We start from the raw sequence: 17,350 nt of genomic DNA, 5'->3' as shown, positions 1-17,350 counted from the left end.
AAACATATGTTTATAATAAAATGAACAAATGTTTATAAATGAATTATAAATCGGACGGATCTTTGGGATCGTTTTCTCTGAGAACCGTGACTTTCGCCGCGGAACGCAAAATGTCTTCGCTCATCGCCGCATAATGGCGCTTGGTCGTGTTGACGTCTCTGTGACCGAGGACTTCCGCAACGACGAAAATATCCTGCGTTTCGCGATATAGATTGGTTCCGTAGGTACTGCGAAGCTTGTGCGGCGTGATCTTTTTCAAAGGAGTGATCAATTTGCTGTACTTTTTAACGATGATCTCGGCGGCGCGAACGGTCAGGCGTTTGTTTTGCAAAGAAAGGAACAGGGCGGGATCGTCCGTTTCGGCGAGCAATCGGTCTTCTTGCAGAAATTCGCGAAGCGCAGAGGATACTTCTTGCGGAAAATACAGGATTTTTCGATTTCCGCCTTTTCTCGTTACGGTAAACGAATTGTTTTTGAAATCGAGATCTTCGACGTTGAGCCCGACGCACTCCGAAACACGGATTCCCGTCCCCAAAAGCAGCGTGATCAAGGCGAGATCGCGAAGTTTCGTTTTTTTGTGGTAGCCTTGTTGGCGTTTGGACAGCTTATTTCCGAATTCGACTTCATCCAAAAGATTTGCGACCTCGTCCACGTCCAGTCGAATGATCTCTTTATCGTGGATCTTCGGGGTCGGAACCTTGCTCGCTACGTTGCGGGAAAGCTTGTTTTTATTGAAAAAATACTTAAAAAACGCCCGAATCGTCGATAATTTGCGCGCCTTCGCGCGTTCGTCGTTCTTATATTCTTTGCCGTTAAATCTGTAATAGCTCAAATAATCGAGAAAGGATTCGATATGCGTTTCGGTGACTTTGTCCAGCTCGGACAATCCGAACGTATCGAGATTATAGGCGCGAAATTCCCTTAAATTCGATAAAACGAAGTCGAAAAAGATCCGAAGATCGTATGCGTAACCGAGTCGCGTCAGGGGTGTGGTTCGATTTTCGATCCCGATAAAAAACTCCTCGCAAAAAGGCGGCAATTCCTTGCGGAGTTCCCGGATGCGCAGCGTTACGTCTTTATTTCGTTCGTCGTAAAAGGATTCCATATTTATATTGTAACATTTCGCAAAACCTCTGTAAAGATAAAACGAAAAACCGTCCGTAAAAATCGTTTGAGGCGTGCGGATTCTTAAAAGCTATGAATTCGATATCGTATGATAAATTGCTTGATTTTTACGAATTATTTTAATTAAAGACGATTTTTAATACTATTCGACAGAAATCTTGCACTAACTATTCGCAAAACTTGTGTTTTGCGAATAGTTCAAAACGCTCTTCGACAAATTCCGACCGATCGAAAACACTCCTCTATCGCTGCGTTTTGTACTTCTTTGGCAAATATTTGTCATCCGTTCGTCGAAAAATGATTCCGGATCTTCGTCATAACTGTCTCCCGATAGTATTAATCGTGTAGTTTCGATTCTTATCCGATAATCTCCGGTCGCCCGAAACGGCAAAGAGACGTCAAAATAATCGCTTGATCCCTTTTATCAAACGACGATTATCGCCGATTTATAACAAATACGCTCTTTTTACGACGTGATGCTCGTAAAGAAATGCCCTTGACAAGTATTCTAAATAAAAGTAAAATATTAACAAGAGGTGCTTATTTTGGATAATAACGTTAACACGGATTTGATCCGAGATCACGTCGATTCCTTCATAATGCGTTTCCTTTCCCAAGGAGACAGTTACGGGTACGACGTCCATAAAGCTATATCGAATGCGACCGAGGGCGTTTACGAAATCAAACAGCCCACCCTTTACAGTTGCCTGAAAAGACTTGAAAAACAAGGTTATATAACCTCTTATGACGGCGAAACTTCCAACGGCGCGCAAAGAAAGTATTATTCCCTGACGGATAAAGGCAGAGATTTTCTCGATAAAGATATTGAGCAATGGGAATTTTCCCGCACCCTGCTCAATCGTTTGCTTTCCGATAAAGAATTCGATTTGTCGAACGCTCCGAAGCCGTTTGATCCAAGCGAACTTCGCCCGCGGACGAAACGCGGAGGCGGTCTCTCGAATCTTTCCGAAGAAAATGCGGAAAATTCGGAAGAAATATCTTCCGAGCAAGTTCTTCCCGAGGCGAGCGATCCCGAGCCCGAAGCCCCCTCTCCCGAGGAATCTTCCTCAGATTATGGAGATGCCCCCGCCGATTCGGAAGCGCAAGACGCTTCGGATGCGGTCGAAGAAACGGAAGAAAAAAAGCCACTCGATATCTTCGGCTCAAAGATCTACGGCGAGCAGTTGGATCTCGATTCGATCGCCGCTGAGCAAGCGCCCGAAGAAGAACCCGAACCGATCCTGCAAGATTTTTTGGCGGATCGCGTCGGTTACGGCGACGACTACCGTTCGCAATTAAACGACATTTTCGCTCTGTCCGGTTCTTTGGCGGAACGTCCGCAGGAAAATGCGGAAGATTCCGATAAATCTGCGTCTCATAACGCGTTCAATTACGGTGAGTTGAAAGAGTACGCGCAAGCGAACGGATACAAGCTTCGCCCCTATTCCAAGGCGACTTCGTCTTCGTATTACTCGATGAATTTCGTTTTTTCGTCCAGACTCGTTCGCGATTGCTTGGTTCTTTTGTACGCGTTTATGGTGCTCGAAGTTTTGATCTCCTATTTCGCGCTCGATCGTTTCGCGTGTCTCGGTTACGCCTTCTATTTGGTCGCGGCTTGCGTGCTGCTTGTCTTCCCGATCGTCGGCGTCGTCCTTTACCTCTTAAAGCCGGATAAACGCGTCCGCGCGGATTTCGACTTAAAGATCTCGCTATCCGGGACGCTGATGCTTGCTTTAAACGTTTTCGTGATTTGTATGCTTTTGGCGTTCTTCGTCTTCAAAGCGGATATCGGCAAGCCTTCGACGATGGTCAAACCGCTTTTGTATCCCGCCCTGCTCTTGATTAATCTTCCGATTTATTCGATCCTTTACGCGGTTCTGTATCACACGAGAAAGTATCATTTGAAGTAAAAAAAATGCGAGGCTTGCGCCTCGCTTTTTTTTGCGTTTTGCATATTTTTTATAATTCTTTTCGGTCGGACATCGCGCGAGAAAGCGTCGCTTCGTCGGTATATTCGAGGTTACTCCCCGTCGGCAGACCGCGCGCGATCCTCGTCGTCTTAACGCCGAGAGGTTTTAAGAGCATCGCAAGGTATAACGCGGTCGCTTCGCCCGATTGATCGGTCGACGTCGCGACGATGACCTCTTTTACTCCCCCCTCGTTGATCCTTTCGAGCAATTCTTTTACGCGGATATCTCCTACGCCGACGCCGTCGATCGGGCTCAATAACCCGTGTAAAACGTGATAAACGCCGTTAAAACACTTGGTTTTTTCGAGCGCGATGACGTCGCGCGGTTCTTTTACGACGCAAATAATGCTTTTGTCACGCGTCGAACAGATTTCGCAGACCTCTCGATCGGTGTAATTCCCGCAGATCTTGCAAAGCCGAACGTTCTCTTTGACGCGGATGATCGCATCGCAAAAATTTTCGGCTTCCTCGGGCGGCATATTGATCACGGAAAACGCATAACGCGCCGCCGTTTTCTTTCCTACGCCGGGCAATTTCGAAAATTCTGCGATGAGCCGCGAGATCGGCTCGATGTACTCCATCTCAGTTCAAGCCTCCGAGCATTCCCGCATACGGACCCATCGTGGCTTCCGTCTCTTTGTCGATCAGGTTAAAGCCTTCTTGGAACGCCGCGACGATCATATCTTCGAGCATTTCGACGTCGTCCGGATCCACCGCTTCGGGTTTGATCGTAAGCGAAACGATCTTTTTATCGCCCGTAAGGACGACTTCGACCATGCCGCCTCCGGCTTGCGCCGTAAATTCGGTGTTTTTCAGGTTTTCCTGCGCGGCGAGCATATCTTGCTGCATTTTTTGCGCTTGACGCATCAGTTGCGCCATATTGGCGCCGCCTCCGCCGAAACCGTTGAATTTAGCCATACTGTTACCTCCTGTGAACGTTTTTGAAATTGACGGAGTCTGCTCCGGCAAATAATTTCAGAATATCCGCGTTCGAAATCGAATTCGGCGAATGATCGTCATACATCAAGAGCGACAAATCGCAATCAAAATTCAATTCTTCCGCAAAAAGCGCTTGCAAATACTTTTTGACCTGCGGATTGTTGCAATAGTTGTAATCGCTTTCCTTTTGGAACGCCATAACGATCTTTCCGTTTTCGACTTTAATGAGCGTGCCCTCTTCGCAGACGGCGAGATACAGCATCAGCTGTTTGCGCTCGCGTAAGCGGTTGATCAGTCGACCTCTGAGCTTTTTGATCTCGTCTTTGACTTCCTTCGGAAGGAGGTTCTTGACGTCGGCATTTGTCAAAACGGGTTCTTGCGGATCTTCCGCGGGAACGTCAAACGGCAGATCCTCGGGCGCTTTCGCTTCGGAAAGGATGGGCGAGCTCGCGCTTTCCGTCTCAAACGGCAATTCGACCGAAGCGGTCTCTTTGAGCGTCGGGAAAACGGGGATCTCTTTCTTTTCTCCCTTGATTACTTCCGCGGCATCTTGCTTTTGCTCCGGTTTTTCTTCAACCGGCGCTTTTTCCGCGGGTTTTTCGACTACGGTTTGTTTTTGAACGGCGGACAAAGAAGAAAGGATCGCCGTATAATCGGGGCGAGCCGCGGGCGAACCCTCGAATTCTTTGACTTTATTTTCAAGCGTCGCGACGCGCGCCAAAAGATCGGAGAAATCTTCCCCGGAAAGCGTCGCGGTTTTGATGATCGCGCTTTCGAGAAGGATCTTCGGTTGCGCGCTGTAACGCTCTTTTGCTTCGACGTTGGAAAAAATATCCAATGCGCGCATAAGGACGCTTCCGTCGTACGCGACGGCGATTTCTCTTGCGACGGTGAAAAGGTGGTCGGGTAAACGCAAAACCTCGTTTGCTTTATCGTCGTTTTTGATAATGATCAAATCGCGGAAATATTTCGTCAGATCTTTGGTCAGAACCTGCATGCTCTTTCCGAGGGAAGACGCGGATTCGACGCGCGTGATCGCGTTCTTAATATCTCCCGAGAGCGCGCAAAGCGCGATCGCGGCGATCAGAGAAGGATCGTTCGCGCCGAGAACGCCGAGGACGCAATCGTAATTGACGACGTCCGAATAGGAAGCGCACATGTCTGCGACGGAGAGCGTGTCGCGGACGCTGCCCGCGCCTGCCGCGGCGATCGCGGAGACGCCTTCTTTCGTGTAAGAAATGCCCTCTTTATCGAAGATCTCGGCGACGTGCTTTTCCAAAAGCTCTTGTGAAACCAAATGGAAATCCAGCCTGAGACAACGGCTTAAAATCGTGGCGGGGATCTTTTGTACTTCCGTCGTCGCGAGAATGAAGATCGCGTGCGCCGGGGGCTCTTCCAAAGTCTTCAAAAGCGCGTTGAACGCCGCTTGGGAAAGCTGATGGACTTCGTCGATGATATAGACTTTGTATTTGCAATCAATCGGAGCGTAGCGGACGCTGTCGCGGATCGAGCGGGCGTCTTCGACCGAGTTATTGGAAGCGGCGTCGATCTCGACGACGTCCAAACTCGTCCCGGAAAGAAGTTTTTTGCAAACTTCGCATTCTCCGCAAGGCGACCCGTTGACGGGCGAAAGACAGTTTACGGCGCGCGCAAAAATTCTGGCGACGGAAGTTTTACCCGTTCCGCGCGTTCCGGTCAAAAGATAGGCGTGAGCGATATTCCCCGTTCGGATCTGATTGACGAGCGTCGTCGTGATATGCTCTTGACCTATGACCTTTTCGAAAGTATCCGGTCTGTATTTGCGATACAAAGATTGATACATAAGATATCTCCGTAAAATATTATACTATATAAAGCAGTCTGAATCAATCTTTTATTTTTTATTTGACGCTTGATTTTTTCGGAGCGCAACGTGTTGCAAAAAAAACGTAAATCATATATAATAAAAATAATGAAATTCGATCCTGTTCGTTTTCTGTCTTATGAAATTCGCGTTCCGACTTTTTTCGATTCCGATGCCGACGGCGTCGGCGATCTTCTCGGCGTCAAAGAAAAGCTTCCCGAACTCGTCTCGCTCGGGATCAACGCGATCGTTTTAACGTCCGTTTTCGAGACTTCGAACGTAAATTCTTTTTATGAAGTAACCGATTTTTGTCGGATAAATCCGCAAATCGGCGAGCTTTCCGATTTTTCCGAGCTCCTTAACGAGGCGCGCGAAAACGGGATCGCCGTCTATTTATCGATCCCCTTGTTTTGCACGTCCGCCGAGCATTCTTGGTTTGAAAAAAGAAAAAATCCCAAATATGCTTCGTATTACGTTTCGGCTCCGGGAAAAGGAAAAGACGGCTCCGTCGCTCCGTTCCGAAGCAAGAATCGGCTCGGAGAGGAAGCGTGGGAAGAAAAAGATTCGGGCGTTTTTTATAAAAATACCTACGGCGCCTCTTCTCTTGATCTCGATCTCGAAAATCCCGAACTCAGAAACGAGATGCTTTCGATCGTTTCTTTTTGGAAGGAGCTCGGCGTCGCGGGATTCGTTATTGAATCACTCCCCTTTACGATTGAAAAAAATGCGGTAAAATCGGGCAAATTGCTTTATAAACCTTCTCCCGATCTCTTCGCTGTCGGTAAAGACCGATTCGCCCTTCTTTCCGAGATCCGCAGTCGTTTCGGAGAAGATTTTCACCTGCTTTTAAGAAACCTTCCGCAAGACGAAGTCGTTTCTCTGTATCTGACCGACGGAAATCTTCCGACGATCGACGCTTTGACCTTTTCGAATTTGGACGAAAACACGCGTCTTCCTTCTTTGAAAGAACTAAACGTTCGCAAATGGATCAAAACCTACGCTTCGATCCAATCTTCCCCCGTCGCGCGAAAGACGCTTCTTTCCGTAGAGGACGCGACCCACGGGAGAATGCTCTCCTCTTGGAAGCAATGCAAAGACGATCAAGCCTACTTTTACGCCGCGAAATCCGTCGCCCTGCTTCTCGGCGCGTCGGTCGGCGGCGTTTCTCTCTATCAAGGGCAGGAAATCGCGATGAGCGACGTCGTTTTTCGCAATTCCGTAACTCCGATCGAAGAAAACCGTCAACCTTCCGAGAAAAAATATATTCCCCTCGCTTCCGATCCTTATCAATGGGATCATAAAAAACACGCCGGGTTTACTTCCGCGCTTTTCCCTTTCGCTCCCGTTCGCGATAACTACGTCAAGATCAATCGAAGAATGCAGGAAGAGGATCCCGAAAGCGTATTGAATTTCTATAAAAAGGTTTTGGATTTTCGAAAAAAATCGGACGTTTTTTCGTTCGGTGATTTCGTCTTTTATCCTTCCGCGCATCCTTTGATCGTTTGCTTTACGCGGAGTTTTCAAGAAAAAACGTTGCTCGTGATCGCGTCGCTTTCGCCCGAGAACGTCAATTTCGCGATCCCGCGCGCGCTTACCGATCGGAAAGGACGTTTCGTTTTCGGAAATTATTCGATCGTCAGCCGCTTATTGCACGAGACGGTCGGTCTTCGTCCTTTCGAGGCGCGCGTCTATTCGATCGAACCCGAGGTGAAATTGCTTTCGGAATCAAACCTTGGTTCGCGCCTTGAAGACCAAGCTGATCAAAAATCCGAATAAGATCGCCGCGGATAATCCCGCCGCCGCGGCTTGCATTCCACCCGTCAAAGCCCCTATCAATCCGAATTTTTCGACTCCTTCGATCGCTCCTTTCGCGAGCGTGGAACCGAATCCGACGATCGGGACGGTAATTCCCGCCGCCGAAAAGTTTTTGACTGCGTCGAACAGCCCGACCGCTTCCAAAACCACGCCGATTAAAAGAAAGGTCACGAGGATCTTGGAAGAGGTCATTTTCGTCAAATTGATCAAAATTTGCCCGATCAGGCAGACGAGTCCGCCGACCGCAAAAACCCGTAAATAGGTCAGAATCATTCGGCTTCCTCCCTTTCGAACGAAACGGCGTTCGCGATTCCCGGGATCGTTTCTCCCTGTAACGATGAGACTTTGGATAAAAGCGCGCCCGTCGGAACGAGCAAGAGCCTTTTGATCGCGCCGACGCGCAAATGATGCATAAAATAGGAATTAAAGACGACGCTGCTGCACCCCGCTCCGCTACCGCCTTGCGGACAGCGCTGTCTTTTATCGAAGATCATCGCGCCGCAATCTTTATGAACCGCGGACGCTTGAATCCCTTCGCTTTCCAAAAGTTTGAGAAATAGTTTACTCCCGTAGATCCCGAGATCGCCCGTCACGATATGATCGTAATATTCGGCGTCGCGCCCCGTGTCTTTCAAATGTCTTGCGACGGTTTGCGCCGCGGCGGGCGCCATCGCCGCGCCCATATTGTTCGCGTCGGATATCCCGAAATCCACGACTTTTCCGATCGTCGCGCTTTCCGCGAAAACTTTCCCGCCCGTTCTCCCGAGAAGCGTGCAGCCGCTTCCCGTGACCGTCCATTGCGTTGTCGGCGTCATCTGCGTTCCGAGCTCCAACGGGTAACGGTATTGTCGTTCCGCGGTCGAAAAGTGACTGCTCGTCGAGCAAGCTGCGTAACGAATATATCCTCCGTCGATCAAACTCGCGCCGACGATCAAAGCCTGTCCGAAGGTCGAGCACGCGCTGTACATTCCGATAAACGAAATATCGAGCTCGCGCGCGGAAAACGAAGACGTAATGATTTGATTCAAAAGGTCTCCGCCGATATTGACGTCGATTTCTTTCGGCGTCAGCCCCGCTTCGATGATCGCGCCCGAGATTGCGCTCATATGCAACTTGCATTCGGCTTTTTCAAAGGTTTCCTGCCCGAAATCGTCTTTTCGGATTCGTTTATTGAAATACGGATCGAGAGGCCCCTGCGCTTCTTTCGGACCGACGATGCTGTAAGAAGAAACGACGCGGGGTTTGTTTTGAAATTTGATCGTTTGTTCGCCGAAATTCATTTCAACACCTCGATCAACCAATAGATCAGACCGACCGCGACGGACGACGTGATCCCGCTTACGATAATCGGACCCGCAATCACGAACATTTTACACATCACGCCGAAGACCATTCCTTCCGATCGAAATTCCATGGCGGGCGAAACGACGGAATTCGCGAATCCCGTGATCGGGATGATCGACCCCGCTCCCGCGTGCTTTCCGATGTTGTCGTAGACGCCGAGACCGGTCAAAAACGCGCCGATAAAAATCATAATCGTCGAAGCAAACTGCGAGACGAGTTTTTCGCTCGCGGAAGGAACGCACAGTTTGAATAGATCCGCGACCGCTTGCCCGACCGAGCAGATCAACCCGCCCACGAGGAACGCGAGAAAAAGCGTTCGCCGCTCTTTGCTTTTCGGAGCGATCTTTTTATCCAGTTCAAGATATTCCGTTCTGCTTAGCATTTCTGTCTTTCTCCCCGCTTTCTTTATGGTAACGCTCGTTTTCTTCCGCGATTTTCGCCGCTGGATGATTGAAATCGAGGTTTTCTTCCGCATCGAGCACGTTATTCATAAGCGAAGTATTGCCCGCTCCTCGAAAAGTATACAGTTGAAGAAGACAGAATTCGTTTTCGACAAAATCTTTCGAAATATCCGCAAATAGTATTTATATTTACGTTCCACGATCCGATTCGTTTCGTATGATAAACGCGGAGGAAACTATGGAATTTCAAACGAATTTGTTAAACGGAGTTATGACGGTCCGCCTTTCGGGCGATCTCGACGAACGAAGTGCGCGCGAAACGAGGGATTATCTCGACAAAAATATTCGTCAGTACGATTTTCATACCCTCGTTTTGGATATGGAAAAGGTCGATTTTATGGACAGCACGGGGATCGGCGTTCTTCTCGGAAGGTATAAGCGATTAAAGGCGGCGGGCGCGGAGCTTTGCGTCCGAAACGTAAAAGCGCAAACGGACAAAGTGTTTCGGGTCAGCGGACTCTATCAAATAATTAAGGTGGTGTAACTATGAAGGTAACGAATAACGTAACGATCATTTTGCCGGCGAAATCGGGCAACGAAAGTTTTGCGCGCGCAAGCGTGGCGGCGTTTTGCGCGAATCTTTCGCCTACTCTCGAAGAAATAAACGACGTAAAAACAGCCGTTTCCGAAGCGGTAACGAACGCGATCGTTCACGCCTACCCGGACGGCGAAGGCGAGATTACGATCGAAGTTACGACGTATGACGATAACGTCGTCGCAATCGACGTTTCGGACGAAGGCACGGGGATCCGCGATGCGGAAGAAGCGAGGAAGCCCTTTTTCAGCACGAAATCTCACGAAGAGCACAGCGGTATGGGTTTTACGATTATGGAAGCCTTTATGGACGAACTCGAAGTAAAAACGCAAGTCGGGCGCGGAACGATCGTAAAAATGCGCAAAAAAATCGGGAAAAATGCTTAGTCACGAAGAAACGATGCGACTGATCGAGCTGGCGCAAAAAGGCGACGAAGCCGCGAAATCCACCCTGCTCGAAGAAAATATGCCGCTGATCAAAAGCATTATCAAACGATATCGGAACACCGTCATCGAATACGACGATCTCATCCAACTCGGCTCGCTCGGGCTTTATAAGGCGATCATGAACTTCAATAAGGACTTCGGCGTTCGTTTCTCGACCTATGCCGTTCCGATGATCGGCGGGGAGATCAAGCGCCAAATTCGAGACGACGGTCCGATCAAAGTTTCGAGGTCGACGAAAGCGCTCGCGATCCTTATGACGAAATATATCGAAGAATTTCGGCAGGAAAAAGGAAGAGAACCGAACGTGGACGAACTGTCCGAGCGATTCAAAGTCGATCCTTTCGAGGTCGTTTATACCCTCGACAGCACGCGAATGCCCCTCTCCTTATACGAAAAATACGATGATGACAGCGGCTCTTATTTGATCGATAATATCAAAACCGTCGACAAGACGGACGACGTCATCGACAGGATCATGCTGAAAGATTTGATCGAGAGCTTGGACGAAAGGGATAAAAAGATCATCTTATTGCGCTATTATCGAGATAAGACGCAAAGCGAAGTCGCCGCCATTCTCGGCGTTTCGCAGGTGCAGGTTTCCAGACTCGAAACGAGGATCCTCTCTTATTTGAAGGAAAAACTGTCTTAAAATAAGCGAAATATTATAACAATAAAAAGAAAAACACGCATAAATTCGATTTATGCGTGTTTTTCAATTCAAACGAACCCTTCGAAATTATTTCTTGTCGGATTTGATTGCTTCGGTGATCCCGGCAAGCGTTCCCGTGATGTTTTGCAATTCGGAAGGAATGATGATCTTGGTCGCGGGACCTTGCGCCAGCGATTTCAGAGCGTCGTAACCTTCGATCGTCAAAAACGCTTTATTCGGATTTGCTTTATTGATGAGGTCTACGGCAGTCGCTTTACCTTCCGCTTCGGCAATCAAAGCCGCCTTCTCCGCTTCCGCCGCTAAAATGCGGGATTCTTTATCCGCTTCGGCGCGAAGAATCTTCGCTTGCTTCTCACCTTCCGCAACGAGGATGTTACTCTTCTTTTCGCCTTCGGCGCGAAGGATCGCCTCTCTTCTTTCACGTTCGGCGCGCATTTGCTTTTCCATCGCTTCCTGAATATCTTTCGGCGGGAGGATGTTTTTCAGCTCGACGCGGTTGATCTTGATGCCCCAAGGATCGGTCGCTTCGTCGAGAATAATGCGCATTTTCGAGTTGACTGTGTCGCGCGAGGTCAAAGTCTCGTCGAGTTCAAGCTCGCCGACGATGTTACGAAGCGTCGTCGCGGTCAAATTCTCGATCGCGGAAAGCGGTTTGTCTACGCCGTAAGTATAGAGTTTCGCGTCCGTGATTTGGAAATAAACGACCGTGTCGATTTGCATCGTAACGTTATCTTTCGTAATAACGGGTTGCGGCTTGAAGTCCGCAACGATCTCTTTTAACGAGATCGGAGTCGAGGTGCGGTCGAAGATCGGCAAGACGTAGTGAACGCCGGTTTCCAAGGTCTTGCGATATTTTCCGAGGCGTTCGACCGTAACCGCGGTCGCTTGGCGAACGACGCGGATCCCCGTCATCAGGACGATCAAAATAACGATTCCTATGATCAATAAAACGATTCCTACTGGTTCCATGGTTATTCTCCTTTATTATTAATTATTCGGATTATCCGATTTTTTAACGATCAATTTGTTTCCGCTGATCGCCGTGATCTCGACGACTGCGCCCTCCTCGATCGTTTCTTCCTCATTTTCCGGAACGGCGCTCCAAACGACGTCCGCGATCTTGACCGACCCCATTTGCCCGAACGACGCGGTCGAGGTCATATACACTTTTTTCCCGATCAAAGAATCGCTGTTCGTCTTTTCGTTCATTTGTTTCAAAAGAAATTTTCGAGCGATCGGACGGATCCCGACGATCAAAGCGGACGAAAGGACGACGAAGACGATCAATTGAACGATCCAGTGGATCTGATCGAACGCGCTCAAAATAAGAGCCACAAGTCCGCTGATCGCGAACCAAATCGAAGTCATATCCAACGTCATCAGCTCGACGACCGTCGCAACGACGACGACTCCGAGCCAAACCCACAAAGAAATCTGCGGCATACCAAGCCCTCCTTTTCTTTTTTTATCTTGTATATAATACAACAAAATGCGCGGTCTTGTCAACTTTCTCGATCCAATACCGGGAACCGTTTTGGAAAACGGTCAAAATCGATCGTTTTTATAAAAAAGACGGTACATTTTACCGCCTTTCCTATTATTTCTTATTTCGTCTTTTTGGCGACCGGTTTCGGAGCGGGCTTTGCGGCGGGTTTCGAAGTCGGTTTTGTTGCGCTCGCAGAAGTTTTTACAGGCGCTTTGCGGGCTGCTTGGGTCGCGGGCTTCGCTACGGATTTTACGGGTGCTTTGACCGTCGCCTTAACGGGGGCTTTCGCCACCGTCTTCACAGGCGTTTTTACGGCGTTTTTCGCTTCGATCTTAGCGGGAGTGGGCTCTTTGGATATGGCAGGCGCCGCCGCGGGGAGTTTGGACTTTTCTGGCGCTTTCGGCAAGGGCTTCCTGATCGGTTTTTTCATGGGTTCGTCGGGTTTTTCGACGACGTTAACGTAATTATACGGGATCTCGATGTTATTTGCGATGAGCGCTTCGCGAACGCGGACGTTAATATCGTCGATCACTCTTTCGCTCGGATGGGACGGACGATAATAAACCGTGACTTGCAAAATCAAAGCGCTGTCCTCAAAGGACATGAAATAGACGTCTCCGTAGCAAGGGACGCCGTTTTTATCGGTACGCCCTTTTATGGAGTACTCGCTGTCTTCAATCGCTTGCGCGATCACCCTTTTTGCTTCCGTCATATCGGAATCATAGCCGATGGCGAATTTGAAAACGGCGGAGCGCGTCGTCGTTTGGAAATTGTAACTCGTGAGGCGCATCGTGTTGATGACGTGGTTCGGTATAACGTAGCGCAGGGACTCGACGCCTGCGATCACGACGTGATGCAGCGTAATGTCTTCGACGACGCCCGTCGTCCCGTCGTCAAGCGTGATCCTATCCCCTACTTTGAAAGGATTATGCGCGCTGATCATCATACCCGCAAGGACGTCCTTGATGATGTCCTGCGCGGCGAAAGCAAGAACCGCACTGATGATCGCGGTTCCTCCGAACAGCGTGCTCCAAACCGTCTTTACGCCCGCCAACGCGGAAACGACCAAGATAATAAATCCGAGGATGATCGCGATGGTCAGGATATGATGCAAAAACATAACGTGTAGCCCCGGATGGTTTTTTTGGATCCGCTTGAAAATGGCGTTACTGAGTTTCGTGATCAAAATGCACATGGCGAAGACCGCGATAAATAATCCGATCCAAGTCATTACGTTCCAAGGCGACTGCAAATCGTTAATCCATTGTAAAATCATCTTTCTTTCTTCCTTTCTTTCACTGATTTAATTATACATTAGTTATAAAACATATTTCAATAAAAATATAAAAATCACCACTTAAAAATATAAAAAGGTCCGAACCGAATCGGATTTATTGTTGGTAGCCGGAAAATATATATTTAAATTTCCTTACTCGGAAAAATCATTACAGAGTCCCATCAAATATGTTTCGAATAGATTCATTTTTGCCGCTGATCCTGTTAATCATATTGTTAATGTAATCTTCTGCTTCAAAGATTAGAAACAAAAAATGTGGGAAAACCTTTTCTGCTTTTTCTCGGTCTATGCTAATAAAATGCTCATGGATGATATAATTGCGAAACTTGATGATCTCGATTAACAGTTTTGCAGTTTTTTTATCGATCAAATTTTCAGAAAGTTCATTTATAATTCTTGAAGCTTGAATATAATTGTCAAAATTGAAATTCTTTCTAGTATAAAGTTTTTTTTCAAGCGCAATCTGCAGTAAGGATTTAATGGAGTGTTCAAGAGGTTGAAATTCTTCAATGATACGCCCAACAAGTTCGCGTGATTCATTGTATGGTGTGATATAATCTTTGTAATTGAAATGAGATTTCAATTGTTCATTTGCCAATTTCATGTACTCTTCATCAGTATAATGCCAAATATAATTATTGTTCATACATTCTCCTAGTAAAAAACCTAAGTCAAACTTTTAGGGGTTCAACTTAGGTTATGCTTGGCGGAGAGTTAGGGATTTGAACCCTAGTTACCCTTGTGAGGTAAACACGATTTCCAATCGTGCGCCTTCGACCACTCAGCCAACTCTCCATATTGCGATAAACGCGATTCAATTGTTTCGGGAAACGATCGCTCGAACCCTTGTTTGCTCTCAAATTATATTATATTCAAGGAGATTTTGCAAGTAAAAAAAGCTTCTTTATGAAAAAAACTTAAATTCTTTGCGCTCCCTCTTTATAAATAAAAAAGCTCATCTTTTTGCTCGGGAAAGATGAGCTTCATTTTGGTGGAGAGAGATGGACACTTCCCACTACAATATATAGTGCTGATATTATGATATCAAACACTATATATAGTATGATTTTCGGCTATGTCACAAAATTGTCACAAACCGCAATATGTAAGGAAGGCTTTTTGCTGTGCTTTTGAGAGCCCGATCCTGCGAATATAGCTCTTTATGAGCCCTGCATAGTCATCCACCGAGTACCCGAGGTATGCGAGGATCAACGCCTTCTCCGCGCGGGTGAGCGAGAGCTTGTTCAGCAGCTTCATCACCTCTGCCTTCTTCGTCCCGGCGATCGTATTGCCCTTCTTGTCGACCTTCCCTTCGACGGCAGAGCAAGCCGCGATCGACATAGCGAACTTGCTGACGGGCATCGTCTCGGCGAAGAGCCTCTTCTTCGAGTTGCTCTCCTCGCCCACGGTCTCGCAGACAGCGCTTTCGTAGTAATAGTCGTAGATCCATTTTATAGACTTCGCTTGCACTTCTTCCGAGAGCTTATTGAAATAGGACGCCTTTATCAAGTTTTCGACTTCCTTATTCGCGCCACTGTAAGTGTCTTTGAACGCCTTTTGACTCTTCGCGGAGAGCTTTATCGTCTCGCCTTCGTAGGTGATACTGTCACGGACCGTCTTCGGGAGGACGGTATAGCCTTTCCCGTAAAGCTCGCGGAGCTTCTTATTTACGAGCGGCGACGTGGAGGTCATGCCGTCGTCTTTCATCATAAGACCGACGATTGTCGACGCCTTGCTCTCGTCGCCTTCCTCGATCGCCTTCTTCAGATCCTTTACATAGTTCTGCGCGTAGAAGAGAGAGTTCCACTTGTACGCCTCGCTCTCGTCGAAGCGGTTCACGACGCCGAAAGTGAGGTTGTAGATGTTTCTCGTCGGGATCCCGAGGATCTGCCCGGACGCATAGATAAAGTCGCGGAGCGGTTTCGCGTAGTCTCTCGCCTCGTGCGGTTCGTCGTCTCCGATCGTTCCGAGCAGCTCGACCGCGCCCTTTGCCCCTTTGACGAAGTCGTTGATCGTCGACGTGACCGCCTCTTCCATCTCGAACCCGTTGAAAACGTTGTAGACCTCTTTCACGAGCGGGATCATACCGATCGAGGTGGATGCGAAATCTTTGAAGAGATCCTCGACCCATCCAATCTCCTCTCCGTCTTTGTCCTTGCGGTCCTTGTTGAGCAAGAACTTCACAAGCTGCCCCATGAGCGCATATATAAGGTTCGCCACCGTGACAGCCGTCGCCGCCTTGGCGAGACCTTTTCTCGCGGCGTTCATCTCTGCGGCGGAGACGTTCTCGTGCAGGACGTTCTTCTTGTAGCGCAATGCGCGGATGCGTCCGATAGACTCGATCAAACGGGAGTATTGCTTCAGCGGAACGGAGAAGAACATCGTGAGGCTCTTGACAATGCTGTTACTACTCCGTTGCATCGCCGACCTTTCCGACTGCGTATAGTTTGGCTGTGTAAGGCGTCCAACTTCTTCGAGCAGAGCCGCCGCCTCTTCCATATTCGCCTCGGTGCCGAACTTGTACGCGGCATCCCCTTTGTGCTTCGACTCCACCTCGCATTGGCAGGCGTTCCACAAGAAGCTGATCGTCAGACGGTCCGTCCATTGTATCGGCTTCGTGAACACGTCACCGACAGCGCCGATCTTGTCGAGGTTGCCTTCTGCAAGCACTACGCCGTGATCCGCGTTACGCACTCGCGCCCACGCGCAATATTTATCCATATTTTTAAGATTAGGCTTGTGACCATACGCGCGGACCATCGAGGACGCGGAAAGGACACAAAACGCCGTCGGGAAGGACGCCATCTGCGAGAGAACGACTTTGATATTCGCGCCGAGCTGGAACTTGGCGTAGTTGCTTCTGATCCGATCAACGAAACTATCCGCTTCGGAGTGCATCTTTCCCATTCCTTGGACGTCGGCGAGCCAGTTTGTGAAATACTTATCGAACCCCTTCCACACTTTTTGATCTATGGTGTTGCGGATAGACTCGGAGCCGCCGCCACTTTCTTGTGACACATTACAGTTATAGACTTGCTGTATCGTCTTGATCGGTACGGCGAGCCCCGCGTACTGCCCAATCTGCTTTGCGTGGCGTTCCACCACGGACAAGATCGGGTGAACGTCGAGGCGGTGCGTGTTGTCCGTTCTCGTCTTCGTGATCCCCATATTTTGCACGGAGGCGTTCGAGAGTGCAAGCATATAATTCTTGTCTATGCTTTCCGCCCTATCCTTTGAGTAACGGATGATCGGGAAGTAATCGCTATTTTCCAAAGTGATCGTCGAATAGCCTTTGAGCAGTTCGTCCGTTGCCTTCATATACTCGCCGCCCTTGTCGAAGAAAGCGCGGAGAGTCTTCACGAAGTCCTTGTCAGCCTCGGAAAGCGCGCTTGCAAGCGCTTTGATGTCTTCGTCGGTCAA

At 48.5% G+C, this 17,350-nt stretch carries 17 protein-coding genes and 1 tRNA gene; 5 read left to right on the top strand and 13 right to left on the bottom strand.

Features of this window, described 5'->3' with window-relative positions:
- Positions 1 to 43: 43 nt before the first annotated feature.
- Positions 44 to 1,105 carry a tyrosine-type recombinase/integrase gene (locus K5753_05630; protein ID MCR4726676.1) on the bottom strand — a complete coding sequence of 354 codons (1,062 nt, stop codon included), beginning with the start codon at positions 1,103 to 1,105 and terminating at the stop codon, positions 44 to 46.
- A gap of 565 nt (positions 1,106 to 1,670) precedes the next feature.
- Here K5753_05630 and K5753_05625 point away from each other — a divergent pair.
- Complete coding sequence (locus K5753_05625; protein MCR4726675.1) at positions 1,671 to 3,035, top strand: PadR family transcriptional regulator; 1,365 nt, start codon at positions 1,671 to 1,673, stop codon at positions 3,033 to 3,035.
- A gap of 49 nt (positions 3,036 to 3,084) precedes the next feature.
- Here the strand turns inward: K5753_05625 and recR are convergent, their stop codons facing one another.
- From recR to dnaX, 3 genes are read right to left on the bottom strand one after another with little or no spacing between them, the layout of a single operon-like run.
- Positions 3,085 to 3,675: a recombination mediator RecR gene (gene recR, locus K5753_05620; GenBank protein ID MCR4726674.1), complete on the bottom strand. Its 591-nt coding sequence runs from the start codon at positions 3,673 to 3,675 to the stop codon at positions 3,085 to 3,087.
- A 1-nt stretch (position 3,676) separates the two neighbouring features.
- Positions 3,677 to 4,012 (bottom strand): YbaB/EbfC family nucleoid-associated protein, encoded by a 336-nt coding sequence (locus K5753_05615; GenBank protein MCR4726673.1) that lies wholly within the window; start codon positions 4,010 to 4,012, stop codon positions 3,677 to 3,679.
- 4 nt (positions 4,013 to 4,016) lie between these two features.
- The gene (gene dnaX / locus K5753_05610) at positions 4,017 to 5,855 is read right to left on the bottom strand and encodes a DNA polymerase III subunit gamma/tau (protein ID MCR4726672.1); all 1,839 of its coding nucleotides are present in this window, start codon (positions 5,853 to 5,855) and stop codon (positions 4,017 to 4,019) included.
- 129 nt (positions 5,856 to 5,984) lie between these two features.
- On the opposite strand from dnaX, the gene K5753_05605 reads away from it, so the two are divergent.
- Positions 5,985 to 7,652, top strand: a complete 1,668-nt coding sequence (locus K5753_05605; protein MCR4726671.1) for a hypothetical protein — start codon at positions 5,985 to 5,987, stop codon at positions 7,650 to 7,652.
- Here K5753_05605 and K5753_05600 read toward each other — a convergent pair.
- Genes K5753_05600 through spoVAC form a run of 3 tightly spaced genes read right to left on the bottom strand, consistent with a single transcriptional unit; the run spans position 7,602 to position 9,417 of the window.
- Positions 7,602 to 7,958 (bottom strand): SpoVA/SpoVAEb family sporulation membrane protein, encoded by a 357-nt coding sequence (locus K5753_05600; protein ID MCR4726670.1) that lies wholly within the window; start codon positions 7,956 to 7,958, stop codon positions 7,602 to 7,604. The genes K5753_05605 and K5753_05600 overlap by 51 nt on opposite strands.
- Before the next feature lie 2 nt (positions 7,959 to 7,960).
- Positions 7,961 to 8,971, bottom strand: coding sequence for a stage V sporulation protein AD (gene spoVAD / locus K5753_05595; GenBank protein ID MCR4726669.1), 1,011 nt, complete (start codon positions 8,969 to 8,971; stop codon positions 7,961 to 7,963).
- Positions 8,968 to 9,417, bottom strand: a complete 450-nt coding sequence (spoVAC, locus tag K5753_05590) for a stage V sporulation protein AC (GenBank protein ID MCR4726668.1) — start codon at positions 9,415 to 9,417, stop codon at positions 8,968 to 8,970. The genes spoVAD and spoVAC overlap by 4 nt, the downstream gene beginning before the upstream one ends.
- 257 nt (positions 9,418 to 9,674) lie before the next feature.
- Between spoVAC and K5753_05585 the strand changes: the two genes are divergently transcribed.
- From K5753_05585 to K5753_05575, 3 genes are read left to right on the top strand one after another with little or no spacing between them, the layout of a single operon-like run.
- Entirely contained in the window at positions 9,675 to 9,980 is a 306-nt protein-coding gene (locus K5753_05585; GenBank protein ID MCR4726667.1) for an anti-sigma factor antagonist, read from the top strand.
- Positions 9,981 to 9,982: 2 nt separating this feature from the next.
- A complete protein-coding gene (gene spoIIAB, locus K5753_05580) occupies positions 9,983 to 10,417 on the top strand; it encodes an anti-sigma F factor (GenBank protein ID MCR4726666.1) in 435 nt (144 codons plus the stop codon).
- Complete coding sequence (locus K5753_05575; protein ID MCR4726665.1) at positions 10,410 to 11,126, top strand: sigma-70 family RNA polymerase sigma factor; 717 nt, start codon at positions 10,410 to 10,412, stop codon at positions 11,124 to 11,126. Before spoIIAB ends, K5753_05575 begins: the two co-directional genes overlap by 8 nt.
- Before the next feature lie 87 nt (positions 11,127 to 11,213).
- Here the strand turns inward: K5753_05575 and K5753_05570 are convergent, their stop codons facing one another.
- From K5753_05570 to K5753_05545, 6 genes are all read right to left on the bottom strand, one after another.
- The gene (locus K5753_05570; GenBank protein MCR4726664.1) at positions 11,214 to 12,116 is read right to left on the bottom strand and encodes an SPFH/Band 7/PHB domain protein; all 903 of its coding nucleotides are present in this window, start codon (positions 12,114 to 12,116) and stop codon (positions 11,214 to 11,216) included.
- A gap of 18 nt (positions 12,117 to 12,134) precedes the next feature.
- Positions 12,135 to 12,590, bottom strand: a complete 456-nt coding sequence (locus K5753_05565) for an NfeD family protein (GenBank protein ID MCR4726663.1) — start codon at positions 12,588 to 12,590, stop codon at positions 12,135 to 12,137.
- Between the two features lie 161 nt (positions 12,591 to 12,751).
- The gene (locus K5753_05560) at positions 12,752 to 13,909 is read right to left on the bottom strand and encodes a mechanosensitive ion channel (GenBank protein ID MCR4726662.1); all 1,158 of its coding nucleotides are present in this window, start codon (positions 13,907 to 13,909) and stop codon (positions 12,752 to 12,754) included.
- A gap of 169 nt (positions 13,910 to 14,078) precedes the next feature.
- The gene (locus K5753_05555; protein ID MCR4726661.1) at positions 14,079 to 14,576 is read right to left on the bottom strand and encodes a hypothetical protein; all 498 of its coding nucleotides are present in this window, start codon (positions 14,574 to 14,576) and stop codon (positions 14,079 to 14,081) included.
- Positions 14,577 to 14,634: 58 nt separating this feature from the next.
- Positions 14,635 to 14,725 (bottom strand) — tRNA-Ser (locus K5753_05550).
- Between the two features lie 294 nt (positions 14,726 to 15,019).
- A partial coding sequence (locus K5753_05545) for a hypothetical protein (GenBank protein MCR4726660.1) occupies positions 15,020 to 17,350 on the bottom strand: 2,331 nt, incomplete at its 5' end.

The organism is Clostridia bacterium, assembly GCA_024685775.1.
Taxonomy (GTDB): Bacteria; Bacillota; Clostridia; order Christensenellales; family CAG-1252; genus CAG-1252.
This window is presented reverse-complemented; position numbering and strand designations above follow the sequence as displayed.

Coding starts and splice junctions, on each gene's coding strand:
- K5753_05555 (MCR4726661.1), bottom strand. CDS start 14,576: ATGAACAATAATTATATTTGGCATTATACTGATGAAGAGTACATGAAA.
- spoVAC (MCR4726668.1), bottom strand. CDS start 9,417: ATGCTAAGCAGAACGGAATATCTTGAACTGGATAAAAAGATCGCTCCG.
- dnaX (MCR4726672.1), bottom strand. CDS start 5,855: ATGTATCAATCTTTGTATCGCAAATACAGACCGGATACTTTCGAAAAG.
- K5753_05565 (MCR4726663.1), bottom strand. CDS start 12,590: ATGCCGCAGATTTCTTTGTGGGTTTGGCTCGGAGTCGTCGTCGTTGCG.
- K5753_05575 (MCR4726665.1), top strand. CDS start 10,410: ATGCTTAGTCACGAAGAAACGATGCGACTGATCGAGCTGGCGCAAAAA.
- K5753_05560 (MCR4726662.1), bottom strand. CDS start 13,909: ATGATTTTACAATGGATTAACGATTTGCAGTCGCCTTGGAACGTAATG.
- K5753_05605 (MCR4726671.1), top strand. CDS start 5,985: ATGAAATTCGATCCTGTTCGTTTTCTGTCTTATGAAATTCGCGTTCCG.
- spoVAD (MCR4726669.1), bottom strand. CDS start 8,971: ATGAATTTCGGCGAACAAACGATCAAATTTCAAAACAAACCCCGCGTC.
- K5753_05570 (MCR4726664.1), bottom strand. CDS start 12,116: ATGGAACCAGTAGGAATCGTTTTATTGATCATAGGAATCGTTATTTTG.
- K5753_05615 (MCR4726673.1), bottom strand. CDS start 4,012: ATGGCTAAATTCAACGGTTTCGGCGGAGGCGGCGCCAATATGGCGCAA.
- K5753_05585 (MCR4726667.1), top strand. CDS start 9,675: ATGGAATTTCAAACGAATTTGTTAAACGGAGTTATGACGGTCCGCCTT.
- K5753_05630 (MCR4726676.1), bottom strand. CDS start 1,105: ATGGAATCCTTTTACGACGAACGAAATAAAGACGTAACGCTGCGCATC.
- recR (MCR4726674.1), bottom strand. CDS start 3,675: ATGGAGTACATCGAGCCGATCTCGCGGCTCATCGCAGAATTTTCGAAA.
- spoIIAB (MCR4726666.1), top strand. CDS start 9,983: ATGAAGGTAACGAATAACGTAACGATCATTTTGCCGGCGAAATCGGGC.